The organism is Rhizobium sullae (genome assembly GCF_025200715.1).
In the GTDB taxonomy this organism is placed as follows: domain Bacteria; phylum Pseudomonadota; class Alphaproteobacteria; order Rhizobiales; family Rhizobiaceae; genus Rhizobium; species Rhizobium sullae.
Genome location: NZ_CP104144.1, coordinates 432,158 through 451,087, shown reverse-complemented (window position 1 = coordinate 451,087; position 18,930 = coordinate 432,158). Strand labels below are relative to the sequence as shown.

Annotated in this window: 14 protein-coding genes and 3 pseudogenes; 7 read left to right on the top strand and 10 right to left on the bottom strand. The window is 58.6% G+C overall.

Annotated features, from left to right (window positions below; genetic code table 11):
- The first annotated feature begins 12 nt into the window (after positions 1–12).
- The 3 genes and pseudogenes from N2599_RS22795 to N2599_RS37640 all read left to right on the top strand — a co-directional run.
- The gene (locus tag N2599_RS22795) at positions 13–738 is read left to right on the top strand and encodes a ribonuclease activity regulator RraA (protein WP_027511057.1); all 726 of its coding nucleotides are present in this window, start codon (positions 13–15) and stop codon (positions 736–738) included.
- Between the two features lie 323 nt (positions 739–1,061).
- A pseudogene (locus N2599_RS22785) lies at positions 1,062–1,411 on the top strand (DUF433 domain-containing protein); the annotation flags it as partial.
- A pseudogene (locus N2599_RS37640) lies at positions 1,408–1,518 on the top strand (DUF5615 family PIN-like protein); the annotation flags it as partial. The pseudogenes N2599_RS22785 and N2599_RS37640, both read left to right, overlap by 4 nt.
- Positions 1,519–1,824: 306 nt before the next feature.
- On the opposite strand, the gene N2599_RS22780 reads toward N2599_RS37640, so the two are convergent.
- Both N2599_RS22780 and N2599_RS22775 read right to left on the bottom strand, forming a co-directional pair.
- The gene (locus N2599_RS22780; protein WP_027511056.1) at positions 1,825–3,207 is read right to left on the bottom strand and encodes an MFS transporter; all 1,383 of its coding nucleotides are present in this window, start codon (positions 3,205–3,207) and stop codon (positions 1,825–1,827) included.
- 238 nt (positions 3,208–3,445) lie between these two features.
- Positions 3,446–4,393: a dihydrodipicolinate synthase family protein gene (locus N2599_RS22775; RefSeq protein WP_027511055.1), complete on the bottom strand. Its 948-nt coding sequence runs from the start codon at positions 4,391–4,393 to the stop codon at positions 3,446–3,448.
- Positions 4,394–4,558: 165 nt separating this feature from the next.
- On the opposite strand from N2599_RS22775, the gene N2599_RS22770 reads away from it, so the two are divergent.
- The 3 genes and pseudogenes from N2599_RS22770 (at position 4,559) to N2599_RS22760 (ending at position 6,136) form a co-directional block, all read left to right on the top strand.
- Positions 4,559–5,590: a LacI family DNA-binding transcriptional regulator gene (locus tag N2599_RS22770; protein ID WP_027511054.1), complete on the top strand. Its 1,032-nt coding sequence runs from the start codon at positions 4,559–4,561 to the stop codon at positions 5,588–5,590.
- Between the two features lie 187 nt (positions 5,591–5,777).
- Positions 5,778–5,873: pseudogene (locus tag N2599_RS22765) on the top strand (type II toxin-antitoxin system RelE/ParE family toxin); the annotation flags it as partial.
- 26 nt (positions 5,874–5,899) lie between these two features.
- The gene (locus N2599_RS22760) at positions 5,900–6,136 is read left to right on the top strand and encodes a hypothetical protein (RefSeq protein WP_027511053.1); all 237 of its coding nucleotides are present in this window, start codon (positions 5,900–5,902) and stop codon (positions 6,134–6,136) included.
- A gap of 151 nt (positions 6,137–6,287) precedes the next feature.
- On the opposite strand, the gene N2599_RS22755 is transcribed toward N2599_RS22760, so the two are convergent.
- The gene (locus tag N2599_RS22755; RefSeq protein WP_027511052.1) at positions 6,288–7,466 is read right to left on the bottom strand and encodes a Fic family protein; all 1,179 of its coding nucleotides are present in this window, start codon (positions 7,464–7,466) and stop codon (positions 6,288–6,290) included.
- Positions 7,467–7,793: 327 nt separating this feature from the next.
- Here N2599_RS22755 and N2599_RS22750 point away from each other — a divergent pair, with 327 nt between their 5' ends.
- On the top strand, positions 7,794–9,386 hold the full coding sequence (locus N2599_RS22750) for a hypothetical protein (protein ID WP_375714144.1): 1,593 nt from the start codon (positions 7,794–7,796) through the stop codon (positions 9,384–9,386).
- Here the strand turns inward: N2599_RS22750 and N2599_RS22745 are convergent.
- The 7 genes from N2599_RS22745 to N2599_RS22715 form a co-directional block, all read right to left on the bottom strand.
- On the bottom strand, positions 9,337–9,543 hold the full coding sequence (locus N2599_RS22745; protein ID WP_027511051.1) for a cold-shock protein: 207 nt from the start codon (positions 9,541–9,543) through the stop codon (positions 9,337–9,339). The two genes, N2599_RS22750 and N2599_RS22745, sit on opposite strands and share 50 nt — an antisense overlap.
- Positions 9,544–9,741: 198 nt before the next feature.
- A complete protein-coding gene (locus N2599_RS22740) occupies positions 9,742–11,112 on the bottom strand; it encodes an alpha-glucosidase/alpha-galactosidase (RefSeq protein ID WP_027513518.1) in 1,371 nt (456 codons plus the stop codon).
- 22 nt (positions 11,113–11,134) lie between these two features.
- Positions 11,135–12,802: an ABC transporter ATP-binding protein gene (locus N2599_RS22735; RefSeq protein WP_027513519.1), complete on the bottom strand. Its 1,668-nt coding sequence runs from the start codon at positions 12,800–12,802 to the stop codon at positions 11,135–11,137.
- A 10-nt stretch (positions 12,803–12,812) separates the two neighbouring features.
- Positions 12,813–13,946 (bottom strand): ABC transporter permease, encoded by a 1,134-nt coding sequence (locus tag N2599_RS22730; protein ID WP_027513520.1) that lies wholly within the window; start codon positions 13,944–13,946, stop codon positions 12,813–12,815.
- 1 nt (position 13,947) lies between these two features.
- Positions 13,948–14,955, bottom strand: coding sequence for an ABC transporter permease (locus tag N2599_RS22725; RefSeq protein ID WP_027513521.1), 1,008 nt, complete (start codon positions 14,953–14,955; stop codon positions 13,948–13,950).
- 116 nt (positions 14,956–15,071) lie between these two features.
- Positions 15,072–17,159, bottom strand: coding sequence for an ABC transporter substrate-binding protein (locus N2599_RS22720; RefSeq protein ID WP_027513522.1), 2,088 nt, complete (start codon positions 17,157–17,159; stop codon positions 15,072–15,074).
- A 118-nt stretch (positions 17,160–17,277) separates the two neighbouring features.
- The gene (locus N2599_RS22715; protein ID WP_027513523.1) at positions 17,278–18,744 is read right to left on the bottom strand and encodes an alpha-glucosidase/alpha-galactosidase; all 1,467 of its coding nucleotides are present in this window, start codon (positions 18,742–18,744) and stop codon (positions 17,278–17,280) included.
- Positions 18,745–18,930: the final 186 nt, after the last annotated feature.

Below are 18,930 nucleotides of genomic sequence, written 5' to 3'. Positions count from 1 at the left end.
CGGGAGCCTTCCATGTCCGACTATGTATTGTCCGATGCCACACGCGCCAAGCTCATGAAGGTGTCGACGGCCTCCGTGGCAACCGCCCTCTACAAGCGCGGCCTGCGCAGCCAGTTTATCCAGAATGTCCATCCCGTCTCCTGGAAGGGTGTCAACATGGTGGGCCAGGCCTTTACGCTGCGCTATATTCCGGCGCGCGAGGACCGCAATGCAATCACTGTCTTCCGCAATGCCGACCATCCACAGCGGGTGGCGGTGGAGACCTGCCCGGCCGGCCATGTGCTGGTGATGGACAGCCGCAAGGACGCGCGGGCAGCGTCCGCCGGCTCCATCCTCGTCACTCGGCTGGCCGTGCGCGGCTGTGCCGGCGTCGTCTCCGACGGCGGCTTCCGAGATGCCGAGGGCATCGGCCGGCTGGAAATGCCGGCCTATCACCAGCGGCCGTCGGCACCGACCAACCTAACGCTGCATGAGGCGCTCGACATCAACGTGCCGATTTCCTGCGGCGATGCCCCGGTCTTTCCCGGCGACGTGATGCTCGGCGACGGTGACGGCGTCATGGTGATCCCCGCGCATCTCGCGGACGAGATCGCCGAGGAATGCACGGAGATGGAGAGCTATGAAGACTTCGTGCTGGATCAGGTAAATGCCGGCGATCCAATTATAGGTCTCTACCCCAGGACTAAGGATGAATACCTGCCAAAGTACGAGGCATGGCGCAAAGCGAAGGATCGCTGAGACCTGTTCTTTTAAAAGATCCGACCCGCTGCAATGATTGCTGGAACACAGGACTTCACAATGGTCGTCAAGCCCAACGGAGAGCAGCCGGCGCTGTGGTCGTCAAGGCGGCCGATCCTGGCACGAGCGAGATCGTTGGCAGTCCACGCTGCGATCCATACAACCGGGATGGTCATGGCGAGTTTTTCTAATCCGGGGCGGCAAGCGCGATGCCGGCCAGTGCCTGGTTCAGCACCCGCTGATCAAGGCGGTCGGCTTCATGGAATCGCTGGGCGGTGGCAGGAGGGCTGTTTGATCTATGCGCGCAGCACCCGGACCGAGCTGCCCGAGCAAGGGAGCAACTGGCGGCAAGGAGCGAGGCGCTTCGGGAAGCGGACAAGATTATCCATAGCGTCAAAGGCGTGGTTGGCGGCGAGCCCGTCTTCAAGGGCACCCGCATACCGGTGCGAACAATCGCTGCGATGAAACAGCAAGGCGCTACCACCGACGAGCTCGTTGAGGGCTATCCGGCACTCACAGCGCGCACGGTGGATCTCGCCGAAATCTGGGTCGCCGCCCGTCCTGCCAGGGGCGGCCTCGCAAGCTGTCAGAACAGGGCCTGAAGGTGAAGTCGGTAAACCGTTTGCCTCTCGGCGTCGCTAGTACACGAAAACCCTCGGGCAAGGCTTCGTGAAATTCCTCATCGATGAATGCCTGCACACGTCGCTCGTGGCCGTTGCTCAAGATCACGGCCACGATTGCTTCCATTTGAATTGGCTGGGTTTAAGCGGCGAGGCCGATTGAGATCTGTAGCCGCTGATCCATACCCGGTACAACTGCGGCCTCTGACAGTATACTTTTGTAAGGAGGACCTGCTGTATGCGAGAATCGGTAGCACTACCAATTCCCCCATCAAAGACCAATCGCGCTGGATTTTTTAATATTCCGGCTTTGAATTTCAGAGCGTCGATATCCGGGACAGGAATGAATGTCCCTCGGCTTGACCGCCGGAGTTCGCCCACCAAGGAGTAAGAAGATCAAGGCCCGGGCGATCTTAAGCCGAGCCTTTGATCCGTAAGTCTTTTTAATCGCTGACGTTTCAGGTCGTCACGGCGAAAGTTCCTCCAGGACCTGGCCCTTGGTCTCAACCGCGAAGAGGACCGTGACCAGGGCGCCAACGAGAAGGATCGCTGCGAAAGCGCCAAAGACATACTGGATGCCCATCGATGACATGACCCAGCCTACAGCGATAGGCCCCGCAGAGGATCCGAGACGCAGCCAGGCACTGCCTGTACCCGTGCCAATGGCACGAAGACGGGTCGGGTAGATCTCTGCTGAATAGAGGTAGAGCGAGAAGGTAACAGTCTGGACGATGGCGTAGGCGAGACCGGCGAGGATCAGAACCTGGATCGGTGATGTCGCACCCAGCCAGGCGAGGATGACAAGCGGTATCGGCGCGATCAGAAGTGCACCAGTGTACCAGCGCTTGCGGCCGACTTTATCGATGAGCAGTGCGCATATAACGGCCGCGATCACACCGCCGATCGAAGTGACAAAGCCGTAGAAGATGCTGGTTTCAAGCGGCAGTTTGAACGTCTGCCGATAGAGGGTCGGAAGCCAGGTGATCGTTCCATTGGCAACCATATAGGCGCAGAACCACATGGCCCAGATCGACAGTGTGCGCTTGAGGTAGATGCCCTGGAAAAGTTCGCGCCAGTCGGATTTGCGGCGGACGGGGGCGGCCACCACTTTCGGCTCCGGCAGTTCCTTGCCGGCAGCGCGGGCACTGTCCTCCAACTTGGTGACGATGCGGTCGGCTTCCTCATAGCGACCGTTGGCGGCCAACCAGCGCGGTGATTCATGTAGGAACCAACGCAGCGGGATCATGAGGATCGCAGGGACCAGGCCGACGACGAACATCGCCTTCCAGCCGTAGGCCGGGACCATGAAGTAGCCGATCAAGCCCGCACCGACGAGGCCGAGCAAGAACAACACCTCATACAGCAGGAAGAAGCGGCCCCGCCCCTTCGAGCCGATCAACTCGTTGATATAGGCACTTGCAACCGGAACTTCTCCGCCGGTTCCGATACCTTGGACGAAACGAAATGCCATCATCATGCCGGCACCGGCCGCGAAGAGGCATGCGACGTCCATGCTGACGAATAGCAGGATGGTGAATAGCAGCACTTTGAGACGGCCGATCCGTTCGGCAAGCCAGCCAAAGCAAATGGCGCCGATCAACTGCCCTAGGTAGCCCATCGACAAGATCATTCCCGTCTGTCCCGGGGTCAAGCCCCACTCGCGGACAAGAACCGGCATGGCATAGGCTATGGCGATGACAGTGTAACCGTCAAAGAACGTCGCTGCGCCGACGATATTTCGAGCCCAGAAGACCTCCCGCGTCACTGGTAGCCGTTCTAGGCGGGCGCTGATTTCAGCTTGGGTATCGACGGCCGGCGAAGGCGCGGCCATCCGTTGTTCCATATTCATGTTTCCTCCCTCTGCCTGGCCTACTCTCCCGGCCCGGCATCGAACCTACGCGTTGGATGTCTTAAACTTCGGGACCCTTTTGGCATGGTGTCGCTGTGGATCCGGAAGGCATGGCTGTCTCATCGGCGAGTCAGGCACCAGCGTGACAGACGGTGCGACCGCGGCGCATCACTCCCCGATGCGCCCGCAATCCCCTCTCCGTAAGAAGCCCCCGCTTGAGAGGCGAGGGCGTCCTCAGTCACTCAGCTGCCAGAAGCTGCTCAACCCGGCCGATGCCGGCAGCATCAAAGGCTGCAAAGATCTCCGCTTCGGCCTTTTCGCCGAGGTTCTTCAGCGGCTCGCGGATAGTGGCATGGTCAAGCACACCACGATGGACAAGCCCAAGCTTGAGGGCGACGGTGCCTTCCATATGGGAACCACGGTGGTAGACGGCACGGGTGACCGGAAGGAGACGATCAAAGATCCGGCGAGCTTCCGGATAGTTCTGCGCCTTTCCTGCCTTGATCAGGTCGATCAGCAGCTCCGGTGTGATATTGCCGTAGCCCACAAGCAGGCCGTCGACATCGAACATGGTCGGCAGCAGCCATTCGTCATGACAGCTCAGGATCTGCAGGTTCGGGTTGGCCTTCTTGAGTTCCGGAATCTCGACGTACCAGCGCTTCATGTTTCGAACGCCGTTTTTGGTGGCGACGACGCCATCTTGGGTCGCGATCGCAAGCTGGGTGTCCAGGTCGTAGGAAGCCTTGGTGGCATCCGGGTACTGGAACAGGATGCACTGCAGGCCCGATTCCTGCCAGATGGCCTTGTAGCGATCCTGCGGGGCGCCTTTCTGGAACCCGAAACGCAGCCAGCCATGGTTCGGATAGACAAGAGCACCCGTCGCGCCGGCAGACTTGCACTTCTTGGCTTCTTCAGCGGCGACCTTAGTGCCCTCGCCGGTGATACCAGCGATGATTGGAACCTGACCATCGACGGCTTCGACATAGGTGCGGATGAGCTGCAGGCGCTCTTCCTCGGTCAGGAACGTGCCTTCGCCGGCATGACCGAGGATAACTAAGCTCTTGACGCCGTCCATGCCGGCAAGCCATTTGGCGATACGGGCATTGGCCGGATAATCGAGCTCTCCGTCGCGAGTAAACGCGGTAACGGGTGCCGGGCTCAGGCCCCTCAAATCCATCGTTGGCATAGGTTGTCTCCTCCTTGATAGCCGCTGTCCGCCTTCGTGATCAGCGATGGGATCGTTAACGGGAACGTTCCCACTATCGTTTCCGATTTTGCTGGAGTCAACATTTTTTTTGATGCATGCTTGGGAGCATTGATCGCGAGAGCGCCGTAAATGGAAAAAAGTGAAATGGATTCAAAGTCCGAAGAAGCGAACCGCCAGACACGGGTGACTATCCTCGACGTTGCGTCGGCTGCTGGCGTTTCAAAATCTACAGTGTCGCGGATCCTCGATGAGCGACTTCCCCGATCCGACAACGAAACCTCGCGCCGCGTCCGGAAAATCGCAGAAGACATGGGTTATGTCAGAGACGTCTCCGCGGCGAGCCTCAGACGCGGCAACACGATGACGGTTGGCGTGATCGTGCCCCGGCTGACTGATACCGTCATGGCAATGCTCTACGAGTCCCTGGCAAAAGCGTGCAGCAAAAGTGGCCGCTTCGCCATTGTCGCGACAACCGATGATAAACCCCAGGCCGACAGACTTGCTGCCGAGTCACTTCTGAAACGAGGCGTCGACGGCTTGATTCTTTCGACTGCACGCGAGGATGACGATTTTCCTGACGAACTGGGGGCCCGAGGTGTACCTTTTGTCCTGGCGTTGCGTACCGATGGACGGAGCCTGTCTTCGGTGGGCGACGACAGGCTGGGCGGATATCTGGCGACGCGCCACCTCCTGGACCTCGGTCATCGTCGTATCGGAGTAATTGCCGGTCCTTCATATGCCTCCAGCTCGCGCGGACGCGTCGAAGGCTACAGGCAGGCACTGGAAGAGGCCGCTATCTCGGTCCGCCCGGATTGCATTGTGCCGTCGACCTTCGGGATCGACGCCGGAGCGGATGCGGCCCTGCAGCTCATGCGCCTCGAAGATCGTCCGACGGCGATCTTTGCCGTGAACGACAACACCGCAATCGGTGCTCTTTCCGGCCTGTCACGCCTCGGAATATCCGTACCCAACGATGTTTCAGTCGTCGGATACAACGATATCCCGATCGTCAGTCATCTTCCGACACCGCTCACGACACTGCGCGTCCCCTTCGAGCAGATTGCGTCAAACGCTTTGGATCTGCTCACAAGCGGCGCCATTTCAGCTGACGATCGAGTCCGTATTTCGGCTCCGACCCTCATACCCAGAAAATCGTCCGCCAAGCCCAGATCTTGAAGGGATATGGACCAGCGACCTGTTATAACGGTGGATTTTTTCTCAAAAACACCAATCAATGCTCAGCCGGACACATGGCTTCTCGCTGATGTCACACCTCCGCCATAAGATCTGGTCACTACGAATCCCAGGCCGGACCAGATCATCGGCAGCGGTCCTTTCGTGCTGAAGGAACAGAGAGCCACGCTTGACTGCCTACATTCTTTCGGCTGCAGCCGAAGCGGATTTGCGTGGGATTATTCGCTATACTCGTCAGCAGTGGGGTGATGCGCAGGTGCGACGCTAAATACCCTTTGGTATGAGGAGCCGATGCTTCTCCTAACAGGTGGCGATCCCGCAATGTCAAACCTCGCTTTGGTTGAGCCGCCGGAAGAGCGCATCAGTTATGTCTTCGACGGCAACTCTCAGTCTCTTGATCAGGTCCTAGCGTTGCTTGGGTCAAACCAGTCGGCCACGTTGACCACCGTACACGTGAATTCCGTGATGCCAGAGTCGAAACAAACAAGCGATCACGACCCGAAGTATGTAAAGCTGAAGGTTCGTTGATTTGTTTTGAGACTTAGCTTTGGACCCATCGAATTTGATGACAGCGATACAAGTGGCGGTCAGCCGGCAACTTCTGATGGTTGCTCTCAACTTAGAGAAGCTGGGCACTCAATTGGTGCTCTTGAAGAGATTCGAACTTGCGACCTGTTAGTCACGTAGCAGGCAGGGGATCAGTGCCTTCGCTTAGGATTGCGAGATATCTACGGTAGCTGAAAACACGGCCACGCTTGCGACCTGTCACCTCGTCGACAATCCCCAGACGCTCCAAGTCAGCGAGCGCTGCATTGACAGTCGGCGCGGAAAGGCCGGTCATTTGAACAATCTGATTTGCTGTATGAAAGGGGTTTTGCTGAAAGAGTTCGTGAATACGAAGCGCCGATCCGGCTCTGTCGCTCTCGGTTGTGATTTTCTCCTTGTCCTCCTTGAAAAGGTCGACAATCCGAGTGGCGGCTTCAAATGCTTGGTTGGCGGTGTCGGCTACACCTGTCAGAAAGAAGTCTAGCCAAGCTTCCCAGTTTCCATGTTCACGGACCTCTTGCAGTAATCGATAATATTCCCTTCGATGGGCCTTGAGGTAAAGACTGAGGTAGAGCAATGGTTTGCGTAGAACGCCGTTCATGCATAGGTAAAGAGTGACAAGCAGACGACCTATACGGCCATTGCCATCGAGAAATGGATGGATCGTTTCGAACTGGACATGCAGGAGGCCGGCTTTGATCAGTGCCGGTAATCGTGACTGATCGTCATGCATGAAGCGCTCGAACGCATCCAGGCAGCCGCCCAATTCCGTCACGGGTGGTGGCACGAAGAGTGCGTTACCGGGTCGCGTGCCTCCAATCCAATTCTGCGAGCGCCGAAACTCTCCTGGATCCTTAGTGCCTCCCCGCCCGCTTTGCAGCAGTCGTGCGTGCATCTCTCGGATCAGGCGCAATGACATTGGCAGCGTTTCCAAACGCTCCAAACCGTACATCATCGCATCAACGTAATTGGAAACCTCACGAATATCATCGACCGGTTGCCCCGCTTGAGCCTCGGTCTCAAACCGCAAAAGATCGGAAAGCGTCGACTGTGTGCCTTCAATCTGCGAGGAAAGAACTGCCTCTTTTCTTACATACATGTAAAGGAATAGCTCCTGGCGCGGGAGGAGCATTGTGATGCCGTCCAGGCGACCTAGCGCCCGCTCTGCCAGACTGAGGCGCTCCAACAGCGAAAGGACATCGATGGATGGCTCGGGCGGCAATGGCGGAGGCACGAACGCCCGCACTGTTTCGCTCGCTGCTGTTGTTTCGACAAAACGGCCCAGGCGCAAATTAGATTCTGAATCAGACATAGCCTAATATGAATTCCGTCCGTTATTTAAGCAAGCGCCCCTTTTTTTAAATAAGCATCAAGCTTAGGTAAGCGCGCTTAATTAACGTAGACCGTTGTCACTGCGTCGAGCGCAGGTGCCGGATTCCAGGCCGGCTCCATGAGACCCCACGGTGCCGATGGATCTAGCCGCCAACCGACGGACCGTCCTCCAATACATCATTTCTTAAAAACTGCGCTCCTATTTCCGCTCGCCCTCGGCGTTGGTGCCGAGAGAAATGGAATGAGCATGACCAAACAAGATCTTTCATCACGTCATTTTTAGCGAAAAATCTCGGAATTCTGCGAGGTGCGCATCGCGCCGATAGCTCCGAAGCGGGTACTGGAGAATATCCGCCCTTACCTCATCAGCCTAATTATCTACCGCAAGCAGCCGCCAATCCTAAATGGCCGCATCGACTGGATGACGATCGGACAGGTGTGCGGGATCGAAGACGATTTGACGGCAGAGTTGAAGAAGGAACTCCGCCTCGGCCTGGACGCGATCATCCGATGGCTCGGAGCGCCGCGTGCAGCTGAAGAGATCCGACCGAAAAAGCTTCTTGTTCGATCGAGTAAGGAAACGCGGGTTAAGCCGACAGCAGCAACATCCTCCACGCGAAAACCACAACGCGCTGCGGCCGACCGCTCCTTTACCCAATCTGCTTCCGCGCCGCGTGGACCTCAGCCGAAACCGATCAGCCCGTTTCCGGAGCCATTGTTCGAAGCGACCGATGATCCGGTTAGTTTTCAGGATGCGCTGGTTTATCATATGCGCCGGTTCGGCGACAGCTATTGGCAGCTCTACCGCGCCGTCGTCCGATTGAACGAGACATTCGACAGCAAGACCCTACTGTCCTGGATCCAGGGCGAACGCGTGCCGCGGTCAGTTGCGAGTTTCGATATCCTGCGCCGCATCGAGCAGCGTTATCGGTTGTCAGAGGGATATTTCAAAGCAAAGCTGCCGCACGAGGCACGCTCGCTCTACGGCCATGATCTCGGTGACATCAGTCCGGCCGAGCGGCGGCGGATTTCACTGCATCTGCCGGATGATTTCAGCAGCTTGCCATTCACCAAGCGGGAAGAGATCCTCGATTGGGTTCGCCGGGTGATCATCTCCGGCTCAACGGAGTATCGCCGCTATCAGGCTGCGGCTAGCAAGCAGCGTTACGCCATCCGCTTTCCAGGCGTCACCTATGGCGGTGGTCCTCTTTCGCCGCGATCTCTGGTGTCGGCGGCCGGCGCCCACCAGAATATAGCAGAGGAACTCGATGATCCTGACCTGCTCTCAGGTGTGGTCGACGCGCCGCCGCGGCTCGCCATGGAAATGGCCGACCTCATTCGCTTCAAAACCTCGACGCTGACGGCGATCGGCTTGCAACGCAACGGGGTCTGGGGAGAGGAAACCGCCTCCCAAAAGATCGAGCACCTCGGCCTGATGTTCGGGGCGCTTGTCGCCTCCCCGTCCGGCAATGTCAAAGGTCGGGGCGTTCCGCTCAGCCAGTTGAGCTTCGGCCTGCTCGTATTCCCCGGTGTTTGGGACTGGTATCTGCAATGGCGCGAGCAACGGCGTGGCTTCTATACCAAATGGGAAGAGGACATGCTAATGGTAGCCCAGGCCCTCACCCGGGCAGAGGTGGGCTGGATCCGCCAGCATCCAGAACTCCTGAGGAATGTCCGGCCAATCGATGGCCTTTGCCGCGACTGTTGTCGTCATTTGCGTTCCTCGGCAATACCTGGCATCCCGAAGGTACGCACGACAGCGAAGCCAACAAGGCATGGATGCCCGAGACATTGGCAAACGCGAAAGGCCGGGAAAACCCGGCCTTCCGACTGTCGCATCGAAATCAGGCTCAAGCCTGCAGATTGTCCGCCGACATCTTGCCCGACTTGCGGTCCTTGACCAGCTCGTAGGTGATCTTCTGGCCGTCGTTGAGGCCACGCATGCCAGCCCGCTCAACCGCGGAAATGTGGACGAAGACGTCAGCGCTTCCGTCGTCCGGCTGGATGAAACCAAAGCCCTTCGTTGCATTGAACCATTTTACCGTACCGGTCGCCATAGCGTCTTCCTTTGATCATTTAACCCTGCCGCACTTTCGTCCGGCAAATCGCATTTTGCGCCGACATAAATAGACGTTTCTGAATATAAGGCAAAGGCAAAATCCGGCTGGCGCGTCGTACTTTCATTGCCCAGTCAGGGCGTGAAGGGCCTGTGAACGCCATCCGCAGCGGTGAGCGCCACCGCTGCTTTTGCAGCGTTAAGCTGCCTGTACCTTCCTACCCGTGCGCGCCCAATCCGGCAGCCAGTCGCCATGGGCCGCCAGAAGGTCGTCAACGAGCGACCAGATCTGGTCGAGGTCGAGCTCGGCCGCCGTGTGCGGGTCCATCATCGCGGCGTGATAGATGTGCTCGCGGTTCTCCGTCATCAGCGCTTGGACGGTCAGTTCTTGAACATTGACGTTGGTGCGGATCAGCGCCGTCAGTTGCGGTGGCAAATCGCCGATGAAGGTCGGCTGGATGCCTGAGGCGTCGACTAGGCAGGGCACTTCGGCGGCACAATTTGCAGGCAGCGAGGTGATGCAGCCGTTGTTACGGACGTTGCCGTAGATGACGGACGGCTCGCCGGTCCAGACCGAGTTGATGATGGACGAGGCATATTCCTTCGATTGCGCGACCTCGATTTTCTCAGCCGATCGGTAGGCTTCCGCCTGGCCCTTCCAGCGTTCGATCTGCTCGACGCAGCGCTTCGGATATTCATCGAGTGGAATACCGAACTTCTCGATCAGGTCCTCACGGCCCCCCTTGATGAAGTAGGGCGTGTATTCGGCAAAGTGCTCCGAGCTTTCGGTGACGAAATAGCCGAGGCGCGTCAGCATCTCGTAGCGCACCTTGTTCGGGCAGCGCGGGTTCCAGCCAGGCTTCGGGGCCTGGCCTTCACGATAGGCGCGAACAAGATCGGGATAGAGGTTCTTGTAGGATCCATCCGGCTGGCGGTGCTCGAACGTCAGATAAAAGGCCATGTGGTTGATGCCGGCCGAGCGGTAGCGGATTTCCTCGTAGGGAATGTCGAGGTCGTGCGCCAGTTCCATTGCCGTGCCCTGCACCGAGTGGCAGAGGCCGACCTGCTTGATCGCCGGATACTTTTCCGCAATCGCCCAGGTGTTGATGGCCATGGGATTTACATATTGCAGCATGATCGCATCCGGGCAGACGGCGAGCATGTCCTCGCAAATCTTCCAGAGATGCGGCACTGTTCTGAGGCCCCGCATGATGCCACCGACGCCGAGCGTGTCGGCAATGGTCTGGCGCAGACCGTATTTCTTAGGCACTTCGAAATCGGTGACGGTGCAGGGCTCATAGCCGCCAATCTGGAAGGCGACGACGACGAAGTCGGCGCCCGAAAGCGCCTTGCGCTGGTCGGAATAGGTCTCGGCCTTGGCTTTGACGCCGAGCGTCGAAATCAGCTTGTTGACGACGATGGCGCTTTCTTCGAGCCGCTGCGGATTGATGTCCATCAGCGCGATCGTAGCACCCGACAGCGCCGGGCGCTGCAAAACGTCGCCGACGATGTTTTTCATGAAGACGGTGGAGCCTGCTCCAATAAACGTGATCTTGGGATTTCGTGCCATTATAACCTCCGGCATTCAGCAATCATGCTACCTCGAAAGCGGCTTTCACCAGCCGTTCCGTGTAGGCGGTCTTGGGGTTGGATAAAACGTCGTTGACAGGCCCCTCTTCCATGATGCGGCCGTGCTGCATGACGATCACACGGTGGCACAGCGCCCGCACGACCTTGAGATCGTGCGAGATGAAGAGGTAGCTCAAGCCCCGCTCGTCCTGCAATCTGCGAAGGAGCTCAATGATCTGCGCCTGGACGGAAAGATCGAGCGCCGAGGTCGGTTCGTCGAGCAGGATGAATTCGGGTTCAAGCGCGATCGCGCGGGCAATGGCGATGCGCTGACGCTGGCCGCCGGAGAACTCATGCGGGAAGCGCGAGAGAATGTGACCCGGCATGCCGGCCGCAATCAGCGCCTCGCGCACCCGGTCCATGCGCTCGGACTTGGTCGCGCCGAGCTTGTTGACAACCAGTCCCTCCTCGATGATCTGGCCGATCGTCATGCGCGGATTGAGCGACGAGAACGGATCCTGGAAGACGACCTGCATGCGCGAGCGCAGCGGCCGCATTTCGGCGCGCGAGCGGCCGTGGATGGGCTGGTGATCGAAGTAAATTTCGCCGCCGTCCGGGTCGTTCAGCCGGACCAGCGCCTGACCGAAGGTGGTTTTGCCGGAACCGGATTCGCCGACGAGACCAAGCGTCTCATGACGACGAAGCGTGAGACTCAGACTGTCGACAGCAACGAGCTCCCGCATTTCCGGCCTGAAGAAGGTGCCGTGGCGCAGCATGAAGGAAACGCGCACGTTCTTGGCATCAAGAATGATCTCGGAATTTTCCGGCAATGGGTTTGCCTGGCCGCGCGGCTCGGAGCCAAGCAGATGTTTCGTGTAAGGATGCTGAGGATTGGCAAAAAGCCGCTCGGTCGTGTTATGCTCGCGCATCTCGCCATGCTGCATCACATAGACGTAGTCCGAGAACTGCCGAACGACCGTGAGATCGTGGGTAATCAGGATCACCGCCATCCGCAGTTCCTTCTGCAGGTTGCGGATAAGGTTCAGGATCTGTGCCTGCACGGTGACGTCAAGCGCCGTCGTCGGCTCGTCGGCGATCAGGACGTCCGGATCGTTGGCGAGCGCCATGGCAATCATCACGCGCTGGCGCTGGCCGCCCGAGAGCTGATGCGGATATTGTTTCAGCCGCGCTTCGGGATCTGGAATCTGCACGTGCTTCAGAAGCTCCAGCGCCCGTGCCTCGGCCTGCCTGCGGCCGATCTTCTTATGCACCCGGATCGCTTCGACGATCTGGCTGCCGATCGTGTAGATCGGGTTTAGCGAGCTCATCGGCTCCTGGAAAATCATCGAGATGCGGTTGCCGCGCAGCTTGCGCCGTGCGCGTTCGGAGAATTTCAGGATATTGGCACCGTCATAGTCGATGGTCGATTTCGGCGAGACGGCCGCGCGTTTCGAAAGAAGCCCCATCACCGTGCGCGCGGTTACCGATTTGCCGGATCCGGATTCGCCGACGATCGCGATCGTCTCGCCGCGATAGAGCTGAAACGAGATATCCTTAACCGCCTCGACCAGCCCATCTTCGACCTTGAAGTTCACAGCGATATTGCGTGCGTCGATGATCGGGCTTTCCTTGCGGCCATCGTGGTCGTGACGGATGGCCGGCGCGAAAGAACTGACAAGAGAAAGGGCCATCTTCATCACCTCAGTAAGGATCGACTGCGTCGCGCAGGCCGTCGCCCAGCGCATTGAAGGCAAAGACGGTCACAAGCACGAAGCCGACGGGAGCGAGGATCCAGGGATAGGTGCCGATAACGGAATAGTTCGCCGTATCCTGCAGCATCAGGCCCCAGGAGATCAGTGGCGGCTTTACGGCAAAGCCTAAGAACCCGAGGAAGGATTCAAGCAGCACGACGCTCGGAATGTGCAGGGTCACCGATACGATCACGTGGCTCATCACATTCGGGAAAATGTGCTGGAAGATGATACGCTTGTCGGTCGCGCCGACAGCCATCGCCGCCCGCACATAATCGATGCGCGCCAGAGCCAGCGTCTTGCCGCGAACTTCGCGCGACATCTGCGCCCAGCCGAGTGCCGACATGACGATGATGACGAAGGCAAGGAAGACGTTCGTCGGAGCCGTGACAGGGATCAGCGACGTCAGCGCCAGATAGAGCGGCAATTGCGGGAAGGCGAGCACCAGCTCAACGAACCGCTGGACCCAGACATCGAAGGTACCGCCGAAGTAGCCGGAGACCATGCCGACCGTGGTACCCACAATCGTGACGATGAAGACGACGGTCAGTGCGATCACCAGCGAAATGCGCGAGCCGATGATTGCGCGCGAAAGCACGTCGCGTCCAAATTTGTCGGTACCCAGAAAATGCACCGGCTGGCCATCTGTCGAACCGAAGAAATGCCGGTTGGCCGGAATGAGGCCGAAAAGCTTGTAGTCCGCCCCCTTCACGAAGAAGCCGAGGTAGCGCGGATTGTCATAATCCGGACCAACGATTGGCTGGAACGTGACGGGGTCGAGCTCTTCTGAATCGGCGAGCGCATAGACGCGCGGCCGGAAGACGAAATTGCCGTCCTTGTCGTGGAAGCTCATGACCTGCGGTGGCGCAAAACCGACATCGGTTGCCTTCGGGTCCATCGGCGCGAAGAAATCCGCAAAGACAGCCATGATGATCAGCAGACCGACGAGGATGAGGCCCATCATGCCCGTCCAGGAGCGCTTCAGGCGGCGCCAGACGAGCGCGATATAGCTTTCGTTGCCATGCGGCGGCTTCTTGACGGTTTCTTCATGTGGCGGCGGAAGGGAGGAATCGAAGGCGAACATATCAGGCTCCTCCATACTGGCGGACGCGCGGGTCCAGCATGGCAAGCAGCATATCGGCAATGATATTGCCGACGATCAGCGTCGCCGACAGCACCAACATGAAGGTCGCGGTGACGTAGACGTCACCGATGGCCATCGAGCCGACAATGGCGGGGCCTACGGTCGGCAGGGCAAAAATGATCGCCGTCTCGATTTCTCCGGTTAGCATGTAGGGAAGCACGACGCCCTGATACATGACCAGCGGATGCAGCGCGTTGGGCACGGCATGGCGCATGACGACCGCGCTCCCGGTCAAGCCTTTCGCCTTGGCAGTCTCGACATATTGCGCGTTCAGCGTGTCGAGGAGATTGCCGCGCATGACGCGCATATTGTAGGCAAGCCCCCCGAACGTCGCGATCGCCACGACCGGCCAGACATGGCTGACGAGGTCGACGAACTTCGCCCACGACCATGGCGCGCCGCCATACTGCGGCGAGAAGAAGCTGCCGATCTCAGAAATGTTGAATTGGAACACCAGCAGGTAGACGATGATCAGTGCCATCAGAAAGCGCGGCACCGTCATGCCGAGAAAGGAAATGCCGGAAAGAAGGCTGTCGATCCAGGTATACTGGCGTGTTGCCGCCCAAATGCCGAAGCCGATGCCGAGCACGGAAGCGAAGAGATGGCAGACGAGGGCTAGCAGCAGCGTGCGCGGCAGGCGCTCGCCGACGACGTCGGCAACTGGCTTGTTGTAGTACATGCTGTAGCCGAAATCGCCGCGGGTGACGATGCCACCGATCCAGTTGAAGTACTGGATGACCATCGGTTGATCGAGGCCATGCTCGACGCGGTAGGCCTGCGCCTGCGCTTCCGCCTGCGCGAAGGACGCGCCACTCTGGTTGATCAGCTGGGAGCGAATGTAATCGGCGTAATCGCCGGGCGGCGCCTGGATGATGGCAAATGTCGCCACGCTCAGGATGAAAAGCACGGGAACCGCAGAGGCTGTGCGCATGAGCAGGAATCGTAACATTGGACGGTTCGCTTCTCCTTGCCGCCAGTCGCTCTTCGTCAGCGCGGCCGGCTTGTTGGTTATGTCCGGCCGCGCACCACGCGCGGCCGGATGCTCACTTCATTTGGGAGGGAGCTCTAGTTCAACGGACCCTTCTCTCCCGGCTTGCCGGGAAGTTGCTCGGGGAAAAGTTCATATTTCTGCTGCTTGTCGGCAGCCACCCACAGGCGCTCGCGGATGACAGAATCTTCAGCCCAGTTGAACATGAAGATCGGCGTGCCCTGCGGGATGTTCGAGAAGCGCTTGTTGATGATGAGTGCCCCTGGATACTCCGTGAGGCCGACAGTATTTACGTGCTCCGTCGAGATCTTCTGATACTCTTTCATCAGGCTGACACGCTCGTCATTGTTCTGGCTTGTCCTGAATTTGTTGACGATATCGACAAGCTCCTTTTCAAAGGGCATCAGATCAAGCTGGTCGTCCTTGCCGGCACGGTGGTGCCAACTGGTACGCGGGCCGACAGGCGCGAGCTGCTCGGTGTTTTGCACGACCGAAGCCAGTTCCGTGGTGTTGCGCTGGATCAGCCAGTCGAAGCGGCCGGCATAGTGTGCATCATCGCGCTTCGGTCCGTCGAGTGCGTTGATGATGATCTTGAGGCCAAGCTTCTCCATCTGGCCGACGACGCCTTCGGCAAGACTCTTGTCGGTGGCATAGCCGTTGTTGACGAGCAGCACGATCTCGACGTTCTTTCCGCCCGCCTGTCCGGCCGGGAAATTCACGAAGCCGTCGCCATCGGTGTCTTTCAGGCCCGCCTTTGCAAGCCCGGCCTTCGCGCCTTCAAGGTCGTATGGATAAGAGACGGTCGATTGCCGATCATAGAAACTCGTACCGGACGACAAGCCGCCGGGGTAAATGGCCGTGAACGGCCCCTTAACGAGCGAGTCGCCGATGGCTTTGCGATCGAAGGCCATGGTGACAGCCTTGCGGAAATCCTCGTTGCGGTTCAGCTCGCGGATCGCCTGGCCGCGCCCGTCCGGATCGCCCCAGCCGTTGGCCGAAAAGTTCATGCGCAGGTTATACCCGATCAGGCGGGGACCGAAGGCGAGACGGGCAGGTGCCGTCTTTTCGGCAGCGCGCTTCAAGGAAGCGACGAAGTTTTCCGGCTGCTCGAGGTTCGAGAAGTCGCCCGATCCGGCAACCGCCTGAACGTCACGGTCTGCCCAAGTCGAAAGCTTGTAGTGCAGTTCGTTGAGGTAGGGCAGCTGATTGCCCTTCTCGTCGACTTTCCAATAGTATGGATTCCGGCGCATGACGATGATGTCGTCCGGCCGGTATTCGACCGGCACCCAAGCCCCCATCACCGGCATGTTCATATATTCCGGCGGGAAGGCGTTCTTGAACTGGTCGTAAGTATTCTTTGAATATTTCGGATGCTGCGGCTTGAGGATATGCGATGGACCCGGGCAGAAATTGGGATAGGCCATCGTGTAGAGATATTGTTTTGGGAAGGCCTCCTTGAACGTCCATTCGACAGTATGGTCATCGATCTTCTTCAGTGTCGTGCCCGTACCAAAGGCTTCCGGTGATGCGCCGCCGCCAAGCGGCGAGACGTTCGGGTCGATGACCTCGTCTTCCCAGTAGAACATGATGTCGTCGGCACCGAAGGGGGCGCCGTCCGACCATTTCGCGCCTTCGATCAGGTGCATGGTGAGCTTATGCCCATCCTCGGACCATTCCCAGCTCTTGGCAAGGTTCGGAAGCGGTTCCGTATCCTTGGCCTCCACCTGGAAGAGCGGTGCGGTGCGCGTCAGGCATTCCGAAAGGCCGATATCGATGCCGCCCCAGCCCTGCGTCTGCCCGGCGCCATAATTCCAGCCTTCAGGGCGCCCGCCGATGACATGGCGCATTGTATCGCCGTAAGCGCCGATGCCGTCCGGCATGTTCTCAGTCTTGAAAACCAGCGGCTCCTTCGGAAGCCGGTCCTTGACCGACGGCAGCTTGCCGGTATCTACGAAATTCGTCTTGACCCAGTCCGGCTCATTATATTCCGGCAGCGCCTTGAACTCCAAAATGGAGTCGCGGGCCACGTACTTGATCTTGCCTTCAGCCGGAAACGGCGCCGGCTCCGGCGGAATGGTCGGTTCGGATGCGTATGCATTCAAGGCTGCGGCCGAGACGCTCAGCGCCAGTCCGGCAAGAATGCCAATTTTGCGGAAATTTCTCATCATCTCTCCCTCTTGTTCGGAGCGCTTGGGCGCTCCGGTTCTCCTCTAACGGCATGAAACCGGGTCTGACGCGGCAGCTTTCCCTCCCGGAAATCCACCCACCCGACTTCCACGAAATTCAAATGGCCTGTTTCAAGGCCGCCTTTTCGGCGCGCAGCTCCTCGATCGAGCGCACGTTGCGCCGTGCAGCACCCGCCCAATCGCGGGTCTTTACGCTGGACTTCGACAGACGCTCCTGCGCAGCCGGAACGGCGTCGGCATATTGGGGCAGCCAGCGAGCTTGAGCCACGACCATTTCATCGACCATCTGCCAAACCTCTTCGGGTGTCGAGACGGCACCGACGAGCGGGTCGTGCAGCACCGCAAGCTTCAAAAGCTCGATATCGCCGCTGATCGCCGCATGGACGGACATGCGCTGGACATTGATCGACGAGATGCACGTTGCGGCGCAGGCTTCCGGAAGCGTGATGCCGGAGACCATGTTGATGCCGAAGCGATCGACGAAGCCAGGCGACTCGATGATCGCATCAGCCGGCAAATTGGTGATGACGCCATTGTTCTTGACATTGAAGTGGCCGCGGTAGACGCGGTTGGTCTCCAGCGCCTCAAGGATATGGCTAGCATGTTCGTTGGAGCGTTTGTCCGGATCAATCGGCTTCGAGGCCGATTCAAGAAACTGCGGGAATTCCGTCTCGAACCAGTTGCGCGTTTCCGTCGAGTGACGGAGATAGCCGCCGGTCTCGCCATGGATCCAGTCGGACATGTCGATCCACTTGGTGATTTCGTCCGGACGCTTGCGGTACCACGGCAGGTATTCGGAAAGGTGCCCGTTGCTTTCCGTCGAATAGATGCCGAAGCGCTTCAGCACATCGATGCGCAGCTTCTCCTGCTGCGAATAGACCGGATGGGCTTCGAAGGCCGCGACGAGTTCGTCCTTGCCGATCTTGCAGCCGTTGAGGCGCAGATCGATGAACCATGTCTGATGGTTGATGCCCGAGCAGATATAGTCGAGTTCCGCCGGCGATTTGGCGCCGAGCACCTCGGCGATCTGTTCAGCCCCGTGCTGCACACCATGGCACAGGCCGACCGTATCGACCTTGCCATATTCGATCGCAGCCCAAGTATTCATCGCCATCGGATTTGCGTAGTTCAAGAATTTCGCGCCCGGTTCTGCGACTTCACGGATGTCCTTGCAGAAATCCAAGATGACCGGAATGTTGCGCTGACCATAGAGAATGCCGCCGGCGCAGATCGTATCGCCGACGCATTGGTCGATGCCGTATTTCAGCGGAATGCGGATATCGTCGGCATAGGCTTCGAGACCACCGACACGCACGCAGCTGATGATATAGCGCGCGCCTTCGAGCGCTTTGCGGCGGTCGGTCGTTGCCGTGACCCTAGTCGGCAGCTTGTTGGATTCGACGATCTTGTCGAGGATCGCTTTGATCATCTGAAGATTATGTTCGCTGAGGTCCGTCAGCGCGAATTCGACATCCTTGAATTCCGGAACGCACAGAATGTCCGTGAACAGCTTCTTGGTGAAGCCGACGCTGCCCGCACCGATGATAGCGATTTTGAAACTCATAATCTTCACCTCAATCCGATCAGATGCTAGGTAAAAGGACGGACAGGGGAGGATTGACCACATGCCGGCACATGCAGCCCGAAAAAGCAAAATAGCGCCTATATTTCCTCCCGGCCGTTCTCTCGACCGCGATCTCTTCCTCTTATGAAAAGCGATTATGCGGATATTCGCGGAGGTGGCCAGAGA